General features: G+C 50.5%; 14 protein-coding genes. 2 read left to right on the top strand and 12 right to left on the bottom strand.

Annotated elements, in window-relative coordinates; translation table 11 throughout:
* Positions 1–7: 7 nt before the first annotated feature.
* The 10 genes from atpG to DXD92_RS07675 all read right to left on the bottom strand — a co-directional run bounded on the left by atpG (position 8) and on the right by DXD92_RS07675 (position 9413).
* Positions 8–874, bottom strand: coding sequence for an ATP synthase F1 subunit gamma (atpG, locus tag DXD92_RS07720; protein ID WP_055220552.1), 867 nt, complete (start codon positions 872–874; stop codon positions 8–10).
* A gap of 18 nt (positions 875–892) precedes the next feature.
* Positions 893–2422, bottom strand: a complete 1530-nt coding sequence (gene atpA / locus DXD92_RS07715; protein ID WP_055220549.1) for a F0F1 ATP synthase subunit alpha — start codon at positions 2420–2422, stop codon at positions 893–895.
* Between the two features lie 9 nt (positions 2423–2431).
* Positions 2432–2971: an ATP synthase F1 subunit delta gene (atpH, locus tag DXD92_RS07710; RefSeq protein WP_117802067.1), complete on the bottom strand. Its 540-nt coding sequence runs from the start codon at positions 2969–2971 to the stop codon at positions 2432–2434.
* A complete protein-coding gene (gene atpF, locus DXD92_RS07705) occupies positions 2968–3471 on the bottom strand; it encodes a F0F1 ATP synthase subunit B (protein ID WP_022462448.1) in 504 nt (167 codons plus the stop codon). Before atpF ends, atpH begins: the two co-directional genes overlap by 4 nt.
* A 37-nt stretch (positions 3472–3508) precedes the next feature.
* Complete coding sequence (gene atpE, locus DXD92_RS07700) at positions 3509–3787, bottom strand: ATP synthase F0 subunit C (protein WP_022462449.1); 279 nt, start codon at positions 3785–3787, stop codon at positions 3509–3511.
* Positions 3788–3837: 50 nt separating this feature from the next.
* Positions 3838–4599 (bottom strand): F0F1 ATP synthase subunit A, encoded by a 762-nt coding sequence (locus DXD92_RS07695; RefSeq protein ID WP_055227960.1) that lies wholly within the window; start codon positions 4597–4599, stop codon positions 3838–3840.
* Positions 4600–4765: 166 nt separating this feature from the next.
* Positions 4766–5188: a hypothetical protein gene (locus DXD92_RS07690; RefSeq protein WP_055227959.1), complete on the bottom strand. Its 423-nt coding sequence runs from the start codon at positions 5186–5188 to the stop codon at positions 4766–4768.
* Positions 5189–5292: 104 nt separating this feature from the next.
* The gene (locus tag DXD92_RS07685; RefSeq protein ID WP_055220696.1) at positions 5293–5577 is read right to left on the bottom strand and encodes an AtpZ/AtpI family protein; all 285 of its coding nucleotides are present in this window, start codon (positions 5575–5577) and stop codon (positions 5293–5295) included.
* A gap of 248 nt (positions 5578–5825) precedes the next feature.
* The gene (locus DXD92_RS07680) at positions 5826–8423 is read right to left on the bottom strand and encodes an alpha-L-rhamnosidase (protein WP_118640378.1); all 2598 of its coding nucleotides are present in this window, start codon (positions 8421–8423) and stop codon (positions 5826–5828) included.
* A gap of 411 nt (positions 8424–8834) precedes the next feature.
* Positions 8835–9413, bottom strand: a complete 579-nt coding sequence (locus tag DXD92_RS07675) for a nitroreductase family protein (RefSeq protein WP_118640360.1) — start codon at positions 9411–9413, stop codon at positions 8835–8837.
* A 253-nt stretch (positions 9414–9666) separates the two neighbouring features.
* Here DXD92_RS07675 and DXD92_RS07670 point away from each other — a divergent pair, with 253 nt between their 5' ends.
* The gene (locus DXD92_RS07670; RefSeq protein ID WP_118640359.1) at positions 9667–10743 is read left to right on the top strand and encodes an NAD(P)H-dependent flavin oxidoreductase; all 1077 of its coding nucleotides are present in this window, start codon (positions 9667–9669) and stop codon (positions 10741–10743) included.
* Between the two features lie 124 nt (positions 10744–10867).
* Entirely contained in the window at positions 10868–12241 is a 1374-nt protein-coding gene (locus DXD92_RS07665) for a sodium-dependent transporter (protein ID WP_118595019.1), read from the top strand.
* Positions 12242–12332: 91 nt separating this feature from the next.
* On the opposite strand, the gene DXD92_RS07660 is transcribed toward DXD92_RS07665, so the two are convergent.
* A complete protein-coding gene (locus tag DXD92_RS07660) occupies positions 12333–13376 on the bottom strand; it encodes a sulfate/molybdate ABC transporter ATP-binding protein (protein WP_118595021.1) in 1044 nt (347 codons plus the stop codon).
* Between the two features lie 10 nt (positions 13377–13386).
* Positions 13387–14091 (bottom strand): molybdate ABC transporter permease subunit, encoded by a 705-nt coding sequence (modB, locus tag DXD92_RS07655; protein ID WP_118640358.1) that lies wholly within the window; start codon positions 14089–14091, stop codon positions 13387–13389.
* Positions 14092–14171: the final 80 nt, after the last annotated feature.

Genomic DNA, 14171 nt, shown 5'->3' with positions numbered 1-14171 from the left:
TCCACTCTTACACGCCTTCCGCACCGCCGACGATCTCCGTGATCTCCTGCGTAATGCTTGCCTGACGGGCACGGTTGTAATACAGATTGAGCTGTTCAATCATCTCCTCTGCATTTCCCGTTGCCGCCTCCATTGCGGTACGGCGTGCCGCAAGCTCACTTGCCACACTCTCACAGATACCGCCGTAGATCAGGCCGCCTAAGTATTCCGGCACAATCGCTTCGAATACCTCGACACCGTTTGGCTCATACAGGATCAGATTCCGGATTTTTTTCGCTTCCGGATCCTCTCCGTCCTCTTTTGCAATGTCAATCAGAGGCAGGATCGGCACGGAAACCGGCATCTGCGACAGCATCGACACGAATTTTGTGTAACAAAGCTCCACATGTCCGAAGGTCCCTTTCCGGAACTCACGGCACAGTGCGCGCGCGATCTCAAAGCTGTCTGCCACGGAAAGATTTGCGATCTCGGCAAAGCTGTCCGTCAGAATGTCCAGCTTCCGGGATTTTGCATACTCCACTGCCTTTTTACCGACCGGAACCACGCAGATCTCTTTTCCTTTGGCATCGGCCTCAAAGCATCGGAACAGATTGGCATTGTATCCACCCGCAAGACCGCGGTCTCCGGCAACCAGCACGTAGCAGCATTTCTCGTTTTTTGCCTCTTTTGCATAAATGGAATAAAATTCCGTGTTTCCTTTTGCAATATCCTGCAAAGTGCGGTACAGCTCCTGAAAATACGGACGGCAGGTATCAGCCCGCTCCTTCGCTTTTCGCAGCTTGGAGGACGCTACAAGTTCCATCGCCTTGGTAATCTGCATCGTGCTTTCGACACTTTTGATCCGCAGCTTTACGGCTTTCATGTTTGCAGCCATAGGCTCCTCCTTCTTTCCTTATTTTGCAGGTCTTGTATTGATAAAGTTTTCGGTATACGATTCGAGTGCACTTTTCAGCTTCTCTTCGGTATCTGCCTCGAGTTTTCCGGTTGCGGAAATCTCCTGCATCACGGCAGCACCCTCTGCATCGGTATCAAGCCAGGTATACAGTCCGTCCTCATAGGCGCGGACATCCTCAGCTGCAACCTTTGACAGAATTCCTTTCGTTACCGCATAAAGAATGGCCACCTGTTTTTCTACCGGAACCGGTGCATTCTGGTTCTGTTTTAATACTTCCACGATACGCACACCCTGCTCCAGACGCGCCTTTGTATCGGCATCCAGATCGGATCCGAACTGTGCAAAGCTTGCCAGCTCGCGGTACTGGGAATAGATCAGTTTCAGAGTTCCGGCTACCTTCTTCATCGCCTTAATCTGCGCATTTCCACCGACACGGGATACGGATACGCCAGGGTTTACCGCCGGCATAACGCCCGAGTGGAACAGCTCTGTCTCAAGGAAAATCTGGCCGTCTGTGATGGAGATGACGTTCGTCGGAATATAGGCGGAAATATCGCCTGCCTGGGTCTCAATGATCGGCAGAGCCGTCATGGATCCGCCGCCGTGTTCATCGTCCAGCTTTGCGGCACGCTCCAGAAGTCTGGAATGGAGATAGAAAACATCTCCCGGATAAGCCTCACGTCCCGGCGGACGGCGGATCAGCAGTGAGAGTGCACGGTATGCAACCGCGTGCTTACTTAAGTCATCATAAATGATCAGCACATCTTTTCCCTGATACATAAAGTACTCGCCCATGGCACAGCCGGAATACGGTACGATATACTGCAGCGGGCTCGCTTCGGATGCCGTCGCTGCCACGACGATGGTGTACGCCATTGCGCCGTTCTTCTCAAGATTTTCTACTAAGGACGCTACTGTCGAACGTTTCTGTCCGATGGCAACGTAGATACAGATCACATCCTTGCCTTTCTGGTTCAGAATGGTATCGGTTGCGATCGTTGTCTTTCCGGTCTGACGGTCTCCGATGATCAGCTCTCGCTGACCTCTTCCGATCGGAACCATGGAATCGATCGCTTTAATACCGGTCTGCAGCGGCTGATTAACACCTTTTCTCTCACAGATGCCCGGTGCCGGGCTTTCAATCGGACGGTACTCTGCTGCCGTAATCGGGCCTGCGCCGTCGATTGGCTGGCCGAGCGCGTTGACAACGCGTCCGATCATACCTTCTCCGACCGGAACCGAAACGACCTTTCCCGTTCTTTTTACAAGCTGTCCCTCGCTGATGTTCTCGCCGGAACCGAATAAAACGACAGATACGCTGTTTTCCTCGAGGTTCTGTGCCATTCCATAGCTTCCATCCTCAAACTCCAGCAGCTCGCCTGCCATACAGTTCGAAAGACCGCTGGCTCTCGCGATTCCGTCTCCGACCATCAGAACGGTGCCTGTCTCATCCTGCCGGATCGCATTTTCATAATATTTGATCTGGCTGCGGATGACCTTGGATATTTCTTCTGGTTTCAGTTGCATGTTTTCCTCCTACACCACTGTATCGCTGATTCTTCTGGAAAGCTCGGCCAAACGTCCCTTTACGGTTCCGTCAAACAGCTTTCCGTCGAGCTCCACGCGGACACCCGCCAGAACGGACGGATCGGTTTTCAGTTCCATCACGACCGTTTTTCCGCTCATTGTTTCCAGTTTTTTCTTCAGAAGCTCTTCCTGTTCCTTCGACAGGGATGCTGCGCTCGTCACAACTGCCTCAGCAATATTGTGGGCTGCGTAGTATCTGCGCTGGAATGCTTCCTGGCATCCGCCGAATTCACGGAGAAGATTTTTTTCACACAGCAGTTTGATAAAATTGACCAAATACGGTTCCGCCTGGCTGCCAAATGCCGCGTCGATCAGCCCGATCCGCTCTTTTCGCGGAATCGAAGGCTCCGATAAAAGGCGCGGATACTCCGAGTTTTCCCGGAACAGAGCTCGGATCTCCTTCATCTCGGAAAGGATTTCCTCTTCGAGATGCTCCTCTGCGGCCAGCTCATACAGGCTCCCACCGTATACTCTGGCAGTTTCTGTCATGATGCTTCACCTACATTCGATATAAATTCATCTATCAGCTTCTCATGGTCTTTTTCATTAATCTCACGTTCAATGACCTTTCCGGCAATATCCATGGCAATGCCGCCGATCTCGCCTTTGACTTCATTGACCGCTTTCTTTTTCTCCTGGGCAATCTCTTTTTCTGCCTTGTTTTTCAGGGCAGCTGCCTGTTCGGAAGCCTCTTTTACGATTTTCTCGCTCTGCAGCGTCGCTGTCTTTCTGGCGCTTTCGAGAATCTCGTTGGCCTTTGCCTTGGCCTCCTGCATATTCTGCTCATATTCCTCTTTGATGGCGTTGGCTTCTTTTTTTGCCGCCTCTGCGTCTGTGATCTCCGCATCGGCTGCCGCACGCCGTTTTTCCAGCATCTCATTGATCGGTTTGAAAAGGAACCGTTTGATCAGATACATCTGGATGAAGAGGTTGCAGATCTGTGCGATAAAAGTCCAGGGGACAATTCCTACCAGTTCCTGAACCTGCATAGTTTCTTTCCTCCTAGCAATCATTTACTCCTTGCAACTATTTCAGGAAGTTCATGAACATTCCCGGTGCTACGAAGATCAAAAGCAGGCCGGTTACGAAACCGTAAATACCTGTGGTCTCTGCGATCGCACAGCCAAGAAGCATCGTACTTGTTACATCACCTTTGCATTCCGGCTGACGTCCGATTGCCTCAAGTGCCTTTGCTACGGCGTTACCTTCACCGATACCAGGTCCGATACCTGCGATCAGGGAGCATCCTGCGCCGATTGCGCATCCTGCGAGAGCGATACCTTTTGCTAAAATCTGAAAATCCATCTTGTTTTCCTCCTGTATTTTCTTTTTGTAAACCTCATTTTTTAATCTCTTTAGCCTTCTTCTGCTGCATTCGCAATGTACATGACAGTCAGCATACAGAAAATAAAGGCCTGCATCACGCCGGAGAACCAGTCAAAATAGACCGACAGAACAGCCGGGACACCGACGTCCAGAATCGGGATCTGTGAAAGGGTTCTTCCGAGCACGCCGGGAAGCAGTCCCAGCAGCTTTCCGCTTGCCAGTGCCAGCGATCCGTAGATCAGGGCATTGATCACAACGCCGGAAAGGATGTTTCCAAAGTGACGGCACGCCATACTGATCGGCGTTGCGAGCTCCGACAAAACGTTAAACGGTGTCATAACCGCAATCGGAGTCGTAAAGCCTTTCAGATATCCGCCAAAACCATTCGTTTTGATCTTCTGTGTTGTGATCATAATAAAGACCACAACAGCCCAGGCCGCCTCGGTGGAAAGATCCGCTGTCGGACTTCGAAGTCCGATCAGGCTGATCAGGTTTGAGACAACGCTGGTCGCGAAAAGCGCCGACACAAAAGGAATCAGATAGCGGAATTTTTCTCCCATGTTGCCGATGACAAATTTGTTTGCGGTTTCCACAATCATTTCTGCCATCGCCTGGCGTTTGGAGATGTTCCGCACCTTCAAATCTCTTGTAAGCCAGATGCAAAGTCCGGTAATGAGTGCCATTACAATCCAGCTTACCACCAGCGTTTCGCTGATCTGAATTTTCCCGAACAGCGGGAAATCGATAGGGATCGTAAAAAAGACTTTTGCACCGGAGATATCAACCTCCATTCTCTTTTCTCACCTCCTCTGTATGAGATAAAATAAAAAATTTGAACCTTTTGTCAAAGCGGATCTTCACAATCCGCTTCGCTGCTTGCTCATAACCGAATCGCTGCTTCGCTGTTTCGGTTTCAAAACGCCGTCCCGTCTTTGCGGCTTTCGCCAAAGATCAGGTTCAGCGCTTTATGCTGTTTTTTATGCCCTTCAGCTTGATGGCCGTTCCCGGAATTAAAAGCGGCAGGATTCCTGCGGCAAACTGAAAGCATGGAAGCACAATCGCCAGAATTGCCCAGAGCATCTGCATCAGGTTTCTCTGCGAATAGCTTGCCTGCATCCGCCGTTTTGCTCCCGCCTCGTCTGTCTCGGACACTGCTTTTTGTACTGCCATGCCCATCAGGAAAAAGTTCAGCACCGCAACGGCACCGCCTCCGATTCCCCCGAGGATCACCCGATAGTCAAATGGGATTTTTTCCGGCCAGATCAGGTGCAGGATCAGAAACCCGACCCACATCACAACCACGCCGACAACAGTATAGATGGCAACATTTTTCGTCTCCTTTTTTACGGCCGGCTGGACCTTGTCTCCGAAATTGCTCATATCGCCTTGTTTCCTTTCTAATGGATTTTCCCCTTAAAATCAGTCTGAAATCTTTTCTCTGCCACTTGATCTTCGTCAACTGTGAAAACTTTTTCAGACACGTTCTAAATATGTCGGTTGAAAGACACCCGCTTTTTCTTCTTTTTTCCGTCCGGCTCCGTCTCGATGCGTTTCTGATGCCGCAGAACGCTCTGCCCGAATTTCCAGGCTGTCACGGCACCGCCTCCGATCCCAAAGAAAAAGCCGATCAGATAAATCCATGTTCCAACCGAAAAGCGGTCGCAAAGCCACCAGCAAAGTGCCAGACAAAGAAAAAGAGGCGTCACAAGGGACAGTCCGAATTGTGTCAACATTGTGAGATTGGTAATCATCCCCGTCCACTTCTTCATATCCTGTCCCTTTCTGCCGTCTCTTTTTTGTCAGACTTTCGGGTCTGCGTTCTGTCTTCCATTTTTGTAACCGCTTAGTCAGATTGTACCATAAACGTTTTCATAAGACAAATGAATTTGTATATTTTCCAAATTATTTGTTTTTATTTACATTCTTTTCATAATAATTGGAACAATTTTCTCATTTTGTCCCATTGCAAAATTGCAGCGTTCACCTCGCTTCTTATTTTTTGAAAAAAACTGCGGTTTTATTCCACACATACTGCCGTTTTTTCTTTCCAACCGGAAAGCTGATAGCTTACCTCATAGTGTCCCGGCTCCAGCAGGTATCTGCCGTTTTCTTCTGATCCGAGCACTTCTGCAACCGCTTCTTTTTCACTTTTGGCAACCATTGGAAGTATGGCCTCTGCGGTACAGTCGAACGGAACATCCATGGTGATGGTCACGTGCTCTTTGTCGGAAAGCTCCCAGCGAATGCTGTACATTCCCGATGCAGAATCATATTTTGCCTCTGCATACCTCAAATCCCAGTTCAGCGTCGGTGCAAACTGTACGGTCCTGGCACCCGGATGGGATTCCATCGTGTTGATGCCGGCAACGTGACGGAACATCCATTCCTGGATGGAGCCGTAAGCATAATGGTTCATACTGTTCATGCTGATGCCGGAAATCGTACCGTCCGCAAGAAGAGAATTCCAGCGTTCCCAGACGGTAGTTGCACCAAGCTTAACCTCATAAAGCCAACCCGGAAATTCCTCGTTCAGCAACAGTTCGTAGGCAAGATCATTCATGCCGTTGTCGGTGAGCACATTGTTCAGCAATGGTGTTCCGACAAATCCCGTCTTCAGTTTGTGGTTACTCTGCTCAAACAGCTTCAGAAGCTGCCGTTTTGTCAGCTCTTCGTTCTTTGACAGATGGTATTTCAGCGTCAGCAGCAGCGCCGTCTGTGTTTTGATGCAGCAGCGGCCTGTTGCGCTGTAATATTCTTCCTGTACCACAGCAAACTGCTCCTCGGACAGCTTCTGATACTTCTCCTGCTCCTCGTGGTATCTCAGCACACCGGCCGCTTTTGCCACGATTCCTGCGCTGATCGCATAATACAGGTTTGCAATAAACTCCTCGTCCGTTGCACCCATGACCTGCTCCGCGCCCTGTACCGGATTGTCCAGTGCCAGCCAGTCGCCGAAGTGGAAAACAGATCGCCAGCCATGGTTGTCCCCATCCACTTTCGTGATGTACTCCACCCACGATTTCATGCTCACAAACTGATCTTCCAGAATGCTCTTGTCCCCGTAAAACAGATACAGATTCCACGGAATGATGCACGCCGCATCGCCCCAGACACACGCTGCATCCTCGACGCCGCACGACGGCACCACGTGCGGCACCTTTCCGCCGAGCACGCTCTGCTCTTTTGCCATGTCGTACAGGTATTTTGCATAGAATGCATACGTATCTTCGAGATACATCGCCGTCGGCGAGAATACCTGCGCATCTCCCGTCCATCCCATACGCTCGTCACGCTGCGGGCAGTCGGTTGGAACATCTACAAAATTGCACTTTAAGCCCCAGCGCACATTGCTGATGAGCTGATTGACCAAATCACTTCCTGTTTTCATCCAGCCTGTCGCTGTGATGTTGCTGTAATAAGAAAGACCCGTGAAATCCTCTTTTTTCAGATCCGGAATGCCTTCGATCTTCACGTAACGGTAGCCGTAGAACGTAAAATGCGGCACAAGATCCATTTCGGTTCCATCGGAAATATAGATGTATTCGGATTTTGCACTCCGCAGATTGTCATTGTAGAAATTGCCGCGTTGCAAAATCTCACCTGTCTGAACATGAATTTTGGTTCCTGCCGGCACGTTGACATGCAGCTTGAAAATTCCCGTAAACTCCTGCCCCATATCGAAGACCAGCTCGCCGGCCGGAGTATGAAGCAGTTCTTTAGGTTCAAACGTCTCATGAATCGTCACCGGAAGGCTCATGCGTTCCGTCAGTTCTCCTTTTGGTGCCTCACAAAAAACCGCCTTCTCCAATGGCAGTTCCGACAGCGTGTCGTCCCGGTGCTCACCGTCGTAAAGATTCGAGAATGCAATTTTACTGCGCCGCACCTGCCACGATTCATCCGTGCCAATCACCTCTTCCGAACCGTCCGCATACGTCAGATGCAGCTCCGCAATCAGCTTCCACTCATTGCCGTAAAATCCCTTGTCCTCAAACGCACTGAATCCAAACCGCGCCTTGTACCAGCCGTTTCCAAGCAGCACACGGAGCATTCCCTGTTTTGAAACCTCCTCTGTCACATCATACGTCTGATACTGTACCCATTCATTGTAATCATTGCTGTACGGCGTCAGGTACTCATCCCCGACACGCTTCTCATCCACATACACCTCATACAGTCCAAGTCCGCAGACATACAGCCTGGCCTTCGCTACCTCTTTTGCCGGAACAATTTCTTTTTCAAAATATGGATGACGGTTCTCCTTACTGTCACAGGAAATCCATTTTCCTGTCCATGCTTCATTCCGTTTTCCGGTCTCAAAAAACTGTACTTCACTCACCGCCGTCTCCCCGGCATCACTGCCCGCTTCCACGTTCCAGTAATACCGCGTTCTCGGCTCCAGATCCAGCTTCACCGGATAGAAAAGACTGCTCGCCTTATCATCCTCTCCGGAATCAAACAGCAGATGCTCCATCGCTGCATCCGATGCTACACGGATTCTCGCATAGCTCTGTTTTTTTCCTTCCGCGTCTTTCACTTTCCAGGAAAAGACCGTTCTCTCCATTCGGAACCCCATTGGATTTTCCAGATGATTCACCTGTGCGTGATAAATTTTCATTTCAATATCCTCCTCCACCTTATTTTTGAAAATTCCCCCATTTTTTCTCATTTTATCATGATCCCTTTCGAGAAAAAAGGTTCTGTTTTGCAGGAAAAAACATCTTTATTTGCACCATTTCCTGCCCACCAGACATCTCCCGGATTGCCAGAAAGTATGGGACATTTTCCCTTTTTCGGGCTACACCGAAACTAATAAGAGCCTGTGCTTTCCTTTCCCCTCCGCCGCAGTGCGATCCTGCCCGGAGGGCTTTTTACTTTACAGGAAAATTCAACGAAGTTTCCTGTAAAGTAAAAAAATGCCGGATTCTTTGAACCGCCCCAAGAAATCAGATTTTTTAGATCTAACTTTTTAGGACGGTTCATCCGACATTTTTCCGGAATTTTCCGGCTCTATCTTCAGTTTCTATCTTCAGTTCAGCAATTCATCCGCCAGCGTTCTCTTCGGCACATAGTGCACATCATTTTCATCCCGGTAATAATTCGTATTCCCATCCTCCGGCACATCTACCAGATGAATCTCCTCCGCCGGTTTTCCAAACGCCACAATCAAAAGCGGCCGGATCTCCTCTGGCAGTCCAAGCACTTCCATCACCTCGTCCGCCTGAAAATTCCCGATCATGCAGCCGCCAAGCCCCTGCTCCACAGCCGCAAGCAGCATCGTCTGCGCCACAATCCCGACATCCTTCTGATACCGGTTCAGATTCTCATCAATCCCCTTATTCTGACAGATCACAACAAAGCCCGTCGGCCGTTTTCCCGGATGCGGCAAAACCATCTCCGGCAGCGCCCGCGCCCACTTTGTCAGTCCCTGCACCTTCTCCACTTCTTCCGGCTCCCACGCCAGAAAATACTTCAACGGCTGCTTATTCACACTCGAAGGACAAAGCCGCGCACAATCCACAAACCCTTCCAACGTCTCCCGCGAAATCCGCACCGACTCATCAAAACCACGATAACTCCTGTTCTTCAACACCAGATCCCTTAACATGTCCCATATCCTCCTGTCTCAAATTTACTTTCTACCACCCACTCTACCACACCTCCCCACCCCCCGCAATCACCTTTTTCATTTTCCCTCTTGACATACTTTGATATTCAAAGTATTATATATCTAGTTTTAAAAACCACATGCTAAAGTATTTTACATCACATATTTATTCTATTTATTCGTCACCAATAACCAGATCCACGGCGCGGCGGCAGCCACTGGATCGTCCGTTTATCAAAAAAGGAGAATTTATATGCTTCCAGAATTAAAAATAGGAAATTTAGTTGCCAGATACCCCATCATCCAAGGCGGAATGGGCGTCGGCATCAGCCTCTCATCCCTCGCCGGTGCCGTTGCCAAAGCCGGCGGAATCGGCGTCATCTCCGCTGCCCAGCCCGGCTGGCGCGATCCGGAATTCGCGCGTGATCCCTTAAGCGCCAATCTTCGCGCCCTCGCCTTCCACATCCGCCGCGCCAAAGAAATCTCAAACGGCGGCATCATCGGCGTCAATATCATGTGCGCTCTGACCCACTACGAGGAATACGTCCGCTGCTGCATCGAAAACGGAGCCGATCTCATCATCTCCGGGGCCGGTCTCCCGACCGATCTGCCAAAATACACAAAGGGAAGCTCCATCAAGCTCGCCCCTATCGTTTCCCCTCCCCGGACTGCCAAGGTTCTTCTGAAGCTTTGGGACAATCACTATCACCGCGTTCCTGATCTCGTTGTCATCGAAGGTCCTGCAGCCGGAGGCCATCTCGGCTACTCCGCCGAAACCGTGGAAGAAACAGCACGGCGCGGCTACGATGACGAAATCCGGGAAATTCTGCAGATTGTACATGGCTACGAAGAAAAATATGCCTGTACCATCCCCGTCGTCTTTGCCGGAGGCGTCTACACCCATGAGGATATCCTTCACTATCTGTCGCTTGGCTGCGCAGGCGTCCAGATGGCTACCCGTTTCGTTGTCACGGAAGAATGCGATGCCGCTCCCCGCTACAAACAGGCATACCTGAATGCAAAAAAAGAAGATATCACGATCATGCACAGTCCGGTCGGCATGCCGGGCCGCGCAATCCGCAATCCGTTTCTGACGGAACGCGAACAGGAACGGGAAAAAATCTCACACTGCTACCAGTGCCTCAAAAAATGCGACAAAGCCTCCATTCCCTACTGTATTACCACAGCCCTGGCCCGCGCTGCCGATGGCGATACCGACAACGCTCTTCTTTTCTGCGGGGAAAACGCATGGCGTCTCGATCACATGACCACTGTGCCGGAGCTGATGGCGGAACTGGCCGGGGAATCCCTGCCGGACAGCAAAAAATAAAAAATTTAGTAGTGACTTTCCTTCCCAATAATGTTACAATCTTCTTTATGGTGTCAGCATAAAAAATCTTCAAGAACTGACCATAAACCCAAAATTTTTGTAACACACAAAAGGAAGGAACTCTATGAACAAACACAACAAATCCCGCAGCTCGTTTTCCGGCAAAATCGGTTACGTGCTGGCTGCAGCAGGCGCTTCCGTCGGACTTGGAAATATCTGGCGTTTTCCCTACCTCGCAGCAAAATACGGCGGAGGAATTTTCCTCCTCATTTATATCCTGCTGGCGCTCACCTTCGGCTACTCCATGATCGTTGCCGAGTCCGCCATCGGACGCATGACACGAAAAAGCCCGGTCGGCGCTTTCCAGTCGTTCGGCAAATCGAAATGGCTTTCCGCCGGGGGCTGGATCAACGCCATTATCCCGATTCTGATCGTTCCATACTACTCTGTCATCGGAGGATGGGTCATCAAATATCTGATCGAATACGTGAAGGGCAACAGTACCCTGCTCGCAGAGGACGGCTATTTTTCCGGCTTCATCTCAAACGGAGTTTCCACAGAGCTCTGTTTTGCCGTTTTCTGCCTTATTACGGTCGCCATCATCTACGCCGGTGTGCGAAACGGCATTGAACGCGTTTCCAAGGTGATGATGCCGATTCTGATCGTCCTTTCCGTTATCATTACCGTTTATTCCGTAACAAGACCGGGCGCACTGGCAGGCGTGAAGTATTTCCTTGTTCCGAACCTCAAAAACTTTTCATGGATGTCCGTTGTTGCCGCCATGGGACAGATGTTCTACTCCCTCTCGATTGCGATGGGTATTCTGATCACCTTTGGCTCCTACATGAAAAAAGACACCTCGATTGAGGATTCCACACGCAACGTCGAAATCTTTGACACTGCCATTGCGATCATGGCAGGCCTGATGATCATTCCTGCCGTCTTTGCCTTCTCCGGCGGAAATCCGGATACCCTGCAGGCAGGACCTTCCCTGATGTTTATCACCATCCCGAAGGTATTCGCCAATATGGGCTTTGGCACTGTGATCGGTATTCTGTTTTTCCTTCTGGTGCTGTTTGCCGCACTGACCAGCTCCATTGCATTGACAGAAAGCGCCGTTTCCACCTTTGAGGATGAGCTCGGCTGGGGCCGTAAAAAATCGACCGTTCTGATCGGCGTTATCATGATTACGCTCGGAACGCTCTCCTGCCTTGGCTACGGACCGTTTTCCTCCGTCACCATTCTTGGCATGCAGTTCCTGGATTTCTTCGACTTCCTGACAAACTCCGTAATGATGCCAATTGCTGCCATTGCCACCTGTCTTCTCGTTTCGAGAGTCATCGGTGTGGCAAAAATCGAGGAAGAAATCATCCATGGCGAGAGCCGCTTCCGCAGAAAGAAAATCTTTCTTGTCATGATCCAGTATCTCTGCCCGGTGTTTGCACTGATCATTCTGTTCAGTTCCGTGGCAAATGCATTCGGCTGGATCACCATGTAATGAATCTGTAAACGATGAAAAAAGATTGTTTTCGAAACACGATCACGATTTCGAAAACAATCTTTTTTTATCCAAATCTGTCACACCAGCATCAGGAATCCGTCAGCAGCAGAATATCTTCCTCCTTCAGATACAGCTCCTTTGGAATCCCCATTTCCGGGCTCCAGTCTGTTTTTGCGATCTTCCACTGCAGCCAGCTGCATTCGGCATTCTTCCGGAACGAAATGTTCCATTCAAACGGATCTTCCCAGATTTCGGATTCGTTGACCGGAAATACATTTTCCTCACCCGGCCTTTCTACTGTGGCCAGAAAATGTGCCCGGATGCCGACTGCGCGGATATCGTCTGCAATTTCCCGCTCCTTTACGTGCAGCGTTACGCCCCAGTCCACGGCCCGCAGCGTGTGCGCATCCACCCGCTCGGCCGCCGAAATGTTCTTGCAGCCCGACAAAATTGCCGCTGTGCGCGTCTTCGGATTCTGGAAAAATTCCTTCAGCGGTTCCATGACTTCCATCTTTCCCCGGTTCATACAGCTGACCGTATCGCAGAGGCAGTACACCTCATCGCGGTTGTGTGATACGAAGATGACCGGTTTTCCGGCCTCCTTCAGATGTTTGTACATCTCCTGCTCCAACTGCCATTTCAGATAGGTATCGAGCGCTGAAAACGGCTCGTCGAGCAGAATCAGCTCCGGCTCTGCTGCGAGCATCCGTGCCATCGCGACGCGCTGTTTCTGTCCGCCGGAAAGCTGTCCCGGGATCTTTTTCTCCAGCCCTTCCAGCTGAAACTGGCGGATCAACGATTCCGTCCGGCTCCGGTCCGGCCGTTTTCCCATGCCTGCCTCAATATTCTGCACAACATTCATATGCGGAAACAGGGCGTAATCCTGGAACATATAACCGACTTTCCGCTTCTGCGGCGGCAGATTGATTTTTTTCTCCGAATCAAACAGCACCTTGCCGTCAAGGACAATCCGCCCTTCATCCGGCTTTTCGATTCCGGCGATGCACTTTAAGGTCATGCTTTTTCCACAGCCCGACGCGCCGAGAATCGCAAAAATCTCCCGCTCCGCCCGGAACTGCATATGCATAAAAAATCCGTCCAGCTTTTTCGTAATATCTACTTCAAGCGCCATTCTTTATCCTCTACCACTGTTTCTGATTTTTCTTTCTCCGGTTACCCAGAAGGTTCATTGCCGTCATCGCAAGGAATCCGACGAGCAGTACGACAACAGACCAAAAACCCGCCGTTTTATAATCCCCGTCCTGAATCACCATTGCGATTTTCTGGGAAACGGTACCCGTCTTTCCCGGAATATTTCCGGCCAGCATCGACGTCGCACCGTACTCACCGAGCGCCCTTGTAAATGCCAGCACCGTACCGGAGAGCACGCCGGGACCTGCCGATGGGATAACCACTTTCCAGAAAATCTTCCACTCCGACATACCAAGCGTCCGCGCCGCATAGATCAGGTTCGTATCCACCTGCTCAAATGCCGCTCTCGTATTGCGGTACATCAGCGGAAATGCGATGATCGTTGCCGCCAGAATACAGCCAAGCCATGTCTGCACTGCCTTGATACCGAAATTCTCATATAGTGCAGCACCAAACGGACGGCGGAGGCTGAAAATCAGAAGCAGGAAAAAGCCTGCAACGGTCGGCGGCAGAATCATCGGAAGGGTCAGAAAGCCGTCAATCACGGCACGCGCGCCGGGACGCAGCTTCATCACCGCACGTGCGGCAAAAATGCCAAAGAAAAAGGACAGAATCGTCGCCACAATACCGGTCTTGATCGAAATGACAAGCGGGCTCCAGTCCAGTGACTGTAAAAAATCCAGTATTTCCTGCATAACATTTCCTTTCTATCCACGGCAGCCCTGCATACCTGCATCACGCATCCTGCCCGGATTTTCTCTGATGCAAAACCACC

Origin of the sequence: Blautia sp. TM10-2 (genome assembly GCF_003480845.1) — a bacterium.
GTDB lineage: Bacteria > Bacillota > Clostridia > Lachnospirales > Lachnospiraceae > Fusicatenibacter > Fusicatenibacter saccharivorans.
The sequence above is the reverse complement of the archived record's forward strand: the minus strand, read 5'-3'. Positions and strand labels throughout refer to the sequence as shown.